Here is a 9,432-nt window from a genome sequence, read left to right as displayed (position 1 = left end):
ACCTGCATTCGCTACCAACTCAAACTGTCCACCGCTGATACCTGTGGCAGTGTAAGTGAGTTGAACTGGCGTATTATCCGGGTCGGTGGCGTTGAGATTGCTGCTGGAGAGAACCACACTACCACCTTCGCTGATGTTCAACGAGTTGGTGCTGATAGTCGGGGCATCGTTGACTTTGGTGAAGGTACCAATTGCCACTGTACTGCTAGGACTGCTCAACGACCCATCACTGACACTGAGGGTATAGCTGGGTGCGGTTTCACTACCATTTTGGACAAAGCTAACTGCTCCAGAGTTGATCTGTGCTTGGGTGAAGCTGGTAATCGCAACACCTGCATTCGCTACCAACTCAAACTGTCCACCGCTGATACCTGTGGCAGTGTAAGTGAGTTGAACTGGCGTATTATCCGGGTCGGTGGCGTTGAGATTGCTGCTGGAGAGAACCACACTACCACCTTCGCTGATGTTCAACGAGTTGGTGCTGATAGTCGGGGCATCGTTGACGTTGGTGAAACCGATCACCCCTGTGCTGCTAGCGCTGCTCAACGACCCATCACTGACACTGAGGCTATAGCTGGGTGCGGTTTCACCGCCATTTTGGACAAAGCTAACTGCCCCAGAGTTGATCTGTGCTTGGGTGAAGCTAGTAATCGCAACACCTGCATTCGCCACCAATTCAAACTGTCCACTGCTGATACCTGTGGCAGTGTAGGTGAGTTGATCTGGGGTGTTATCGTCGGTGGCGTTGATATTGCTGCTGGAGAGAACCACACTGCCACCTTCGCTGATGTTCAACGAGTTGGTGCTGATAGTGGGGGCGGCATTCTGAACTATATTGACAGTCTCTGTTGAAACTGTACTATTTCCCCCATCCCCATCAGTAATATTGAAACTAATGGTGCGAGAGCTAGTAGAAGGCGTAGCTGAACTGTTAAAGAAGGTAATATTTCCCAGAAGTGCTTGGGCTGCGATTGGTGTCGAATTATTGTTAAAAGTAATGACTAGGGGAGTTGTGCCGTTAGTGCCACCTTTAAATGTGCCAATGTTGACAGCTCCACTTCCAAAGTTGTAGGTAACGTTGCTGCCAGATACGCCGATTTGACCAACACCTGTTCCCTGATTCTTAATCGCTAGTTGATCGGTGGCTGTGGCATTGTTAGAAATTTCAACAGCAAGGATGCCCGTATCAAAATTTGGAGAATCCGAGTCGGTAATGGTTCCGTTGGTATCCAAAAGGATTGGGGCGCTACCCACCGAGTAAGAAGCGCTGTTGCCTGAAAGTGTAAGCACTGGCTTACTGGAGGGTGGAGCCGTGCCAAAGCTATTAACTTTTAGGAAGGCAGCAGAGTCGAGGCCTCCATCACCAGTGTCTCTGATGCGAATACTGACAGTATTGAGCGAGTTTTTGATCACTGCCCCCTCAAATGTTAGCGCTCTCGTGTAGCCATCCAACTGCGTATCTGGATTATTGGTTGGATTAGCAATATAGTCAGGATCGAATGGACCAGTTGGACTAGTGGCAAGATTGTTAATTGTAACGGTACTGCCATTACTCAGACGCGCTAAATTCACCCCATTTAGCAGCAATTCAAACGAGTCGTTAAAGTTGCTTCCGGCATACTCAGGGAATTCTTCTGAGCCAAAGACAAACCGGAAGAACAAAGAACGATCGACGTTATCAGCATTAAAACTAATGTCTAATTTAGCCAGATCAAAAGAACCCGCAACGTCGCCAGCAGTTCCAAAATTCGTTCCTGCACCCGTATTATTGTTTGGACCCACCACATTGGTAACGGCTCCTGTACTGATAACTACCCCAGAACCGAACCCAAAGGGATCGCTAGTAAACGTACCAAAGGCTTGAGGATTACCAGTGACCGTCGCGGTGATGTTACTCAGACCTGTTGTATCACCTGCAATTGCTGAAAGAAGAGTAGCCGCATTGCCCGTTGAAGTTACACTAATTAAGCTTGCCTGGTAGTTTGCCAATGTGCTGGCTTGGAATGCTAAACCAGACTCAATTTGCCCTGTGTTGAACTCTAAGATCCAGTCGCCATCTTTGCCTGTCAGGTTATTGGAGGCGGCAACATCGGCTCCAGTAACCTGACTGATGTTTTGGACAAACGCCTGACCGAGTTGGCCTTGGGCAACGTTACAGCCATAAAACAAAATATCTGCATCGTTGGTCAGCGCTTTGCTCCAGGTCTTTAACTGGGCTGCGTACTCAGGCAGATCGATCGAGTTAAGGGCGCTGCTACCAAAATCCACTCCCCCGGCTTCCCCGTGGGAAACGATATGTAAACTGGCGATGTTTTGCCGCCCTAACAGGGTGTTAGTAATCTGGGTAACACTATCTTGCCCTGGGTCAAGTATATGGATTTCTGTGCCTGGAGTTACACCTGCCAGCAACTGCTGATAGTCCGTCACCGATTTATCCACAAATAAGAGAGATTGGCTGGATCGTCCCAGTCCCGTTAAAGAAGTCGTTAAACTGCCTTCGTCCAAGACAGGTGCAAGGCTATTTTTAGACAGTAGATCAGTAGAAGACGTACCCAACTGGGGAAGCTCAAAAGACATCGTGTTTCTCTCCACAGAGAAAGTTTACAGACAACATCTTAGCTGCGTAATATACGAGTATCATCAGTATGTAACAAAATAATTTCAAAAGTCCAAATCAGTAATAACGCTTAGACTAGTTGCTCATGAAACGAAAATCTTATCCCACAGACTTAAATGATATAGGGTGGGAAATCCTGAAACCCTTAATTCCACCAGCTAAAGAAGGAGGACATCCGCGCACAACTGACTATGCGGGCAGTATGTAAGTAGGTCGGCGTAAATAATTATTGTTGGGATAAGGCAGGGGGCTGGGGGAGAAAGAGTTTTAGCCTCATTTACTTTTCTTCACAGAGTTTGGTTTTATTGCACCGACTTACTTAATGCAATCTACTATCACTTAAAAACGGGATGTTAATGGAATATGCTGCCAGTAGACTTTCCTTCAAGTTCAACAGTTTACAGCTACTACAGGAAATGGCAGCGCAAGGGGGTTTGGGAAAAATTAAACCATGCACTACGTGGTCAGGTTCGTAAGACAAGAGGCAGGAGGAAAAGAAAAAACACCTGAAAGTTTTGCAGCACAAAGATTTCATAACTTATGCCTTCTGCTTGACGCTCACAGACTCGTTAACGCTGTGCTATCTGCTTCCTCCCTCACCCCAACAAATAGCTTTTCTTTGTGCCATCCTTTATCACTGCGATGCTGTCACATTACAATTGGGACAATGAACTAGCTCCAATACCATGTCACACAATCACATTAAGGTTGACAATATTTCATAGGAATACACAGGATGCGGGAAACTTAATCATCAACGCCCAATGCCCCATGCCCAATACCCTATTAATCAGTAAACCTTATGTCAGAATCAACTCCCATTACCCCAGACCCAAACCCAACTGAGGCTATAGACTCAGTTGCAATTAATCCCAGTCAGGAAGCAACACCAACGAGCGATCGCAGTGCGAAAACTAGGCAGATACTGGGGATGAAAGGTGCAGCGTCTGGAGAAACTTCTATTTGGAAAATTCGTTTACAGCTCATGAAGCCGATCACCTGGATTCCCCTAATTTGGGGCGTAGTCTGTGGTGCGGCTTCTTCTGGTAACTATACTTGGACGCTGGAAAATGTGTTAAAGGTAACAGCTTGTATGTTACTGGCTGGGCCATTGATGACAGGTTACACCCAAATCCTCAATGATTACTATGATCGCGAAATCGATGCCATTAATGAACCTTATCGCCCCATTCCCTCTGGAGCAATTCCCTTACCCCAAGTAATTATTCAGATTTGGGTATTATTGATTGCTGGCATTGGTTTAGCATTTGTACTTGATGTCTGGTCTGGTCATGAATTCCTGACAATTACAGCGATCGCGATTATCGGTTCTTTCATTGCCTATATTTATTCTGCACCTCCCCTGAAACTTAAACAAAACGGCTGGCTAGGTAGCTACGCTTTGGGTGCAAGCTACATTACCCTACCTTGGTCTACAGGACACGCTTTGTTTGGGGAACTGAATTCCACAATTATAATTTTGACAATGTTCTACAGTTTGGCTGGATTGGGTATTGCCATTGTCAATGATTTTAAGAGTGTAGAAGGCGATCGCCAGTTAGGATTAAATTCATTACCCGTAATGTTTGGCATCACCACCGCAGCATGGATTTGTGTAGCGACGATTGATGTCTTTCAAGGATTGATTGCAGCTTATCTTGTCAGCATCCACGAGAATTTGTATGCAGCAATACTAGTACTGTTAATCATCCCACAAATCACCTTGCAGGATATGTACTTCCTACGCGACCCTGTGAAAAATGATGTTAAGTACCAAGCCAGCGCTCAACCTTTCCTAGTTTTGGGAATGCTGGTAACAGGTTTAGCACTGGGTCATGCTGGCGTTTAACTTATCCTTTTACCCTGAAAAAGTTAGGAATTAAGAGCAAAGCCGGAGACGCTCCGCCTCCGGTTAAGAGATAATATACTTTTAACTCCTAATTTGTCTCAGCACATAACATGTTTAAACTGATATTTTTCATCATTCATGGGATTCAACCTTTGTTAATCCCGATTTGTTTTATCGGTGCTTGGAGTGTAACTATTATCGTTGTTTTAAGTCTCTGGGCGGCGGCACGAGATAGTGTAACTACAGCCAAGCAAATGCATCAAATCCCCTGTACTGGTTGCCAATTTTTTACTGATAATTACCGTCTTAAATGTACTGTACGCCCATCTATTGCCAATACAGAAGAAGCGATCGATTGTCGTGACTATCAACCGAAGACAAATCCTTATCTGTATTAGGGACTGGGGACTGGGGACTGGGGACTGGTAGAGATAAGAAAGAAATCAATTCAAAATTCAAAATTCAAAATTGAAGATTCAATCCCCATGCCCAATACCCAATGACAAATGACAAATGACTATTAACTAATCTCTAATAATACCTTTAAAACACCCCGACTCTGAGCACATTCAAAAGCCGCAAGCCCTTCAATCAGAGGGTAAGTGGCATGAATCAGAGGTTGCACGTCAACTTTTCCTGTAGCTAGTAACTGGAGGGCTGGAGTAAAGGGGCCACAACGTGAGCCGATTAGGGTGATTTCATCCACTACTAAAGAAGAAGCATCCAGGCTCAGGTTGCTAGCATAAGTACTTTTCAGTACAAGAGTACCACGGGGGCGTAGGGCACGACGGGCGATCGCAAATCCTTCTGGGTTGCCAGTACATTCTACTGAGATATCAAAATATCCATCTGTAACAGCGTCAGCTAAACTCGTTTTTATTCCCCGTGCTTCTAAGTTAGCCAGTTTATCTTGATGACGCCCCACAGCTAAGAGTTCACAGCTAGTTAGAGCTAGTGTCTGAGCTACTAACTGCCCTAGTTTGCCATCCCCAACCACTAGTACCCGATCGTTTGGATGCAATGGCACTTGCTGCTGAATTTCCAAAGCTGCTGCTAAAGGTTCGGTAAATGTTGCTACTTCTGTCGGCACATTATCAGGTACGGGATGCAGGTTCTCCACCGGCAAACAGAGATATTCACTAAAGGCTCCATTGCGGTTGACGATACCCAGAACTGTACGATTTTCGCAGTGAGTTGGTTGTCCACTAAGACAAAACCGACAATGCCCACACACAGCGTTGATTTCTCCAACTACACGTTGGTTAACTAAGTGTTCTGGCCCTCGTTCAACAATGCCGACAAATTCATGCCCCAAAATACCAGTGTAGGGATAGTAGCCTCTGAGTAGTTCCACATCGGTATTACAGATACCTGCACGCAATACGCGTACTAAGGCTTCTCCCTGTGGTGGTTCAGGAACGGGAATATCTGTACGTAATTGCAACTGGTTGTTTTCGAGCCAAAGTCCTTTCATTCTTCTTCACGTCCTTTGCCTAATTATGTTGTCATACCACTTTCAAAAATTTTTATAAATATTTATAAATATATATACAAGCGTACATTTGTACCACTATAACCACACTATGTCTCTGTAGAAGGTATTTCTTTAATTCTAGTTACATCAGCTTTGCTTAACCAAGTAACTAAGTCATCTGAACCAAGTGCAATCTCGCTCCCCAAGGTTTTAATATAAAGAAGTCCGTCACTAATAATTAAATCTCTAATTGGATACCATGAGTCTCGTGTTCTAATCAGAAGTTCTAAGGGAATCCCTGGTCTGGAAGTATACTTGCGATATTTCCACCAAGCTCGCCATAGAATGACACATTTAGTACAATTCATCCGATAACCTTTGGGAACTTCGCAGTATTGATATTCATAGAAACCCCGACTATCTACTTCTCCTTTGAGGATATAACTATATTCTGCTAATGCCTGATTTATCAATTCCCACTGGGTTGATTTTGAAGAAATCGAGAATTTAGATAGGGTGTGAGATATTTGAACAGTGGCAACTACGCCTTCAGATTTTGCTGTTAGTTGGTTGGTTTTATACACTGTTTGTGCTGTCAAAACAGAATTTGACAACAAAACGTCTTTTTTCTGAATAGAGTTTTGCACAAACTCTCGAATTAAATCTAGATTAGACAACATAAAATTTTTTATACTAAATTAACCAGTGTGATGAAAGCCACAACACTATTTGAATGAATAACTACACTGGTCTGGCGCTTAAATCAGGATTATTACTAGCTTTATTTATACTCAATTCTTTGTTTGACTAGGGTTTTGTTAAGTTTAATGTCAGGTATATTATTGTCCACTAAGCTGGTTGAGAAAATCACTATTTACAAGTTGATAAGCTGCAAATTAAATTTTTATGCCTTCGAGAAAAGGTTGAAATACCGAAACTAATTCAGGACGACTAACTACAAGGGTGGGAAAAGAGCGATCGCTATAATCTTCTCCCCGTGACAAGGGAAATGGTTCTGATTTAAGCGATGACCAGACCCCACCAGCAGCCTGGACAATTACCCAAGCCCCTGCTAAGTCCCAAACTTTTGGTGTCGCCTCAATACCACCGAGAGTAGCCCCAGTGGCAACTGTCAAAAAGTTATAGCTAGCCACACCCAACATCCGAATTTTGCAGGGAAAGCCATTTTGGATAACTGCGGTGCTGCGGGAACAGAGGTTAAAAAAGTGATTATTGCTAGGACTATCTATACTAGTGTGGATGGGGCGGTTATTGAGAAATGCTCCTGTTGGTGTTGCTAAACCAGATGAACCTGCCCAGAAACCATGAAAAGCTTGATTCAAGGTTGGTGCGTAAACATAACCAAAAATGGGTGTGCCTCGATACAGTAAACCCAAAGAAATTGTCCAGATGGGAATGCCGCGTGTGAAGTTGGTTGTACCATCTAGAGGGTCAATTACCCAGCACCACTCCGTACCGGGAAATGACTTATCGCTCTCTTCGCTCAAAATGCCATAGCCAAGGAAACTAGAAGCGATCGCATCCCGAATTTCTTGATCTGCCCATTTATCTGCTTGCGTCACCAAACTCCCATCAGCTTTTTGGTCAGCCTGTACTTGCCCAAAATCTTCCATCAGCTGCTTGCCCACTCTGGTAGTGGTAGTTTGGGCAAAATCAAGAATTGTTGTCCAAAAATCATTCATTGGTTATTAGTCATTTGTCATTTGTCATTTGTCCCATGCCCCATGCCCTATACAGTTTAATCTAAATCACTTTCTAAAACCGAAGCGATCGCTTGCTTTGTACTTGTTTGAAATTCTGTAATGTTCACCCGATTCAGAAACCAAATCGATAGCACCATTCCCACAGCTTCTAGAATGAATACCAGTCCATAAGCTAGTTCTTGGCTTGGTAAAAAGTTGCGTCCAATATCCAAAACTGTACCTCCGATTACCACTGCGATTCCTCTAGAGATGGACTGCGCTAATCCCCAGGCCCCAATAAACGTACCTGCGGCTTCTGCTGCCGTCAGATCCAACATCAAGCTAATTGCTCCCGTTGTTAGGAAACCTGTGGCTAAACCAAATAAGACCAAACCTAATTTGAGAACTGCTGCATTAGCTGTGAATCCTGATATACCTAGCAATATTGCACAGAATGCTACCAACATACAGCCAAAACGTGCAGTTCTGCGCTTACCCAAACGTGGAACAATGTAAAAGCCCGTAACGCCGTAGGCAATCAATAGACCTGTTCCATAAAAAATATTTAATTTGGTACTTTCCGCTAGGGGCATTTTAAACACTTGACCCGCATAAGGTTCTAAAATCGGGTCTTGCATAAACAAACTGATAGTCATCACCAATAAAAAGGTGAAAAAGATGCCTGTTTGTGGGCTAGCTGTCAAGATTTTCCAAGCATTGCCTAAAGTAATGCTATCTTCCCGGTTCACTAGTGTGGAACGGGTTAAGTATTGGGAGTATTTTTTTTCTACGCCGAATGTCGCTGCGATCGCTAAACCAAATACAATTGCTGGCACGATCGTAAACAACCTGTTGACCGCTCCTTGCAAGGTTTCTACGGTTGCTTCTGGTGTTAACTGTTTTAGCAAGCTGCCACTAATAATCGCCCCAACAATAATCCCCACCATTAACATCGACCAAACCACACCGACTACTTTAGAACGGTTATCTTCTTCAGATATATCCACCAACAAAGCAGCAAAGGCAGTACCGCTAGCACAAATTCCTAGACCGTATACAGCAAAAACAAAAGCCAGAAGCGCTGTCCAGCCTATTGTTTGGGTTGTCCATACCCAAGTACCCGTACTATTTCCAGCAATATTGAGTTGCCATATTACTTGTACAGCTAAAAAGGCTGCGATCGCAAATATTGCCGCACCCACCCAAACATAAGCTGTGCGATGGTTTCCCCATAACGGCTTGGCATCGGAAATCTGGCCGAACCAGACACGGGAAGGAGCAACAAATAAAGGCAGTGCTAGAACTACTGATACCAGCGTCGCTGGAATTGTTATTTCTTGAATCATGACTCTGTTGAGTACGCCCAGAGTCAAGATGGACATCATGCTCAACCCCATTTGAAATAAACCCAGCCGAAACATGGTCAGCAGATTTACTCTTGGCACAGATAGGGATTTTGTTTTGGTATCAAATACTTCACCGCTTGCCATAGCTACTTTTTCGTATAGTTTATGGAATATAGTCTCTTTAATTAAATATAAACTGTTCAATATTCCAAAAAACCACTAATTTCGGGGCATCAATTTTTGGGTTTGGCGATAGACACCGCAGCATAACGTACATAAAACTTTTTGGTTATTCAGGGCTTGTTGTGCAACCATAACTAGATTAAACGTGATTGAGCATTAATAGAGGCTAAGCTGTTAGGCAGCTAGATTGTATAATAAGAGATTAAATAATTAATTTAGTATCAGCCACTTATGCCAGCCAAAAATCACCTTTCTGAAGA

At 43.8% G+C, this 9,432-nt stretch carries 7 protein-coding genes and 2 pseudogenes; 4 read left to right on the top strand and 5 right to left on the bottom strand.

Features of this window, described 5'->3' with window-relative positions:
• Positions 1-2,577 (bottom strand): DUF4347 domain-containing protein (locus tag V7K79_RS00150; RefSeq protein ID WP_335043541.1); only part of this gene is annotated, 2,577 nt, incomplete at its 3' end.
• Between the two features lie 125 nt (positions 2,578-2,702).
• Between V7K79_RS00150 and V7K79_RS00145 the strand changes: the two are divergent.
• The 4 genes and pseudogenes from V7K79_RS00145 to V7K79_RS00130 form a co-directional block, all read left to right on the top strand.
• Positions 2,703-2,807: pseudogene (locus V7K79_RS00145) on the top strand (IS5/IS1182 family transposase); the annotation flags it as partial.
• 128 nt (positions 2,808-2,935) lie between these two features.
• Positions 2,936-3,106, top strand: a pseudogene (locus V7K79_RS00140) (transposase); the annotation flags it as partial.
• 313 nt (positions 3,107-3,419) lie between these two features.
• Positions 3,420-4,466, top strand: a complete 1,047-nt coding sequence (gene chlG / locus V7K79_RS00135) for a chlorophyll synthase ChlG (protein WP_335043539.1) — start codon at positions 3,420-3,422, stop codon at positions 4,464-4,466.
• 110 nt (positions 4,467-4,576) lie between these two features.
• Complete coding sequence (locus V7K79_RS00130; protein WP_335043537.1) at positions 4,577-4,864, top strand: hypothetical protein; 288 nt, start codon at positions 4,577-4,579, stop codon at positions 4,862-4,864.
• A 122-nt stretch (positions 4,865-4,986) separates the two neighbouring features.
• Here V7K79_RS00130 and V7K79_RS00125 read toward each other — a convergent pair whose 3' ends face one another.
• The 4 genes from V7K79_RS00125 to V7K79_RS00110 form a co-directional block, all read right to left on the bottom strand.
• Positions 4,987-5,940, bottom strand: a complete 954-nt coding sequence (locus V7K79_RS00125) for an MDR/zinc-dependent alcohol dehydrogenase-like family protein (protein ID WP_335043536.1) — start codon at positions 5,938-5,940, stop codon at positions 4,987-4,989.
• A 107-nt stretch (positions 5,941-6,047) separates the two neighbouring features.
• Complete coding sequence (locus V7K79_RS00120; RefSeq protein WP_335043534.1) at positions 6,048-6,620, bottom strand: hypothetical protein; 573 nt, start codon at positions 6,618-6,620, stop codon at positions 6,048-6,050.
• A 216-nt stretch (positions 6,621-6,836) separates the two neighbouring features.
• Positions 6,837-7,643 carry an inositol monophosphatase family protein gene (locus tag V7K79_RS00115; protein WP_335043533.1) on the bottom strand — a complete coding sequence of 269 codons (807 nt, stop codon included), beginning with the start codon at positions 7,641-7,643 and terminating at the stop codon, positions 6,837-6,839.
• 56 nt (positions 7,644-7,699) lie between these two features.
• Positions 7,700-9,133, bottom strand: a complete 1,434-nt coding sequence (locus V7K79_RS00110) for a BCD family MFS transporter (protein ID WP_335043531.1) — start codon at positions 9,131-9,133, stop codon at positions 7,700-7,702.
• Between the last annotated feature and the right edge of the window lie 299 nt (positions 9,134-9,432).

This window comes from Nostoc sp., assembly GCF_036917575.1.
In the GTDB taxonomy this organism is placed as follows: Bacteria; Cyanobacteriota; Cyanobacteriia; order Cyanobacteriales; family Nostocaceae; genus Nostoc.
The sequence above is the reverse complement of the archived record's forward strand: the minus strand, read 5'-3'. Positions and strand labels throughout refer to the sequence as shown.

Coding starts and splice junctions, on each gene's coding strand:
- chlG (WP_335043539.1), top strand. CDS start 3,420: ATGTCAGAATCAACTCCCATTACCCCAGACCCAAACCCAACTGAGGCT.
- V7K79_RS00130 (WP_335043537.1), top strand. CDS start 4,577: ATGTTTAAACTGATATTTTTCATCATTCATGGGATTCAACCTTTGTTA.
- V7K79_RS00125 (WP_335043536.1), bottom strand. CDS start 5,940: ATGAAAGGACTTTGGCTCGAAAACAACCAGTTGCAATTACGTACAGAT.
- V7K79_RS00120 (WP_335043534.1), bottom strand. CDS start 6,620: ATGTTGTCTAATCTAGATTTAATTCGAGAGTTTGTGCAAAACTCTATT.
- V7K79_RS00115 (WP_335043533.1), bottom strand. CDS start 7,643: ATGAATGATTTTTGGACAACAATTCTTGATTTTGCCCAAACTACCACT.
- V7K79_RS00110 (WP_335043531.1), bottom strand. CDS start 9,133: ATGGCAAGCGGTGAAGTATTTGATACCAAAACAAAATCCCTATCTGTG.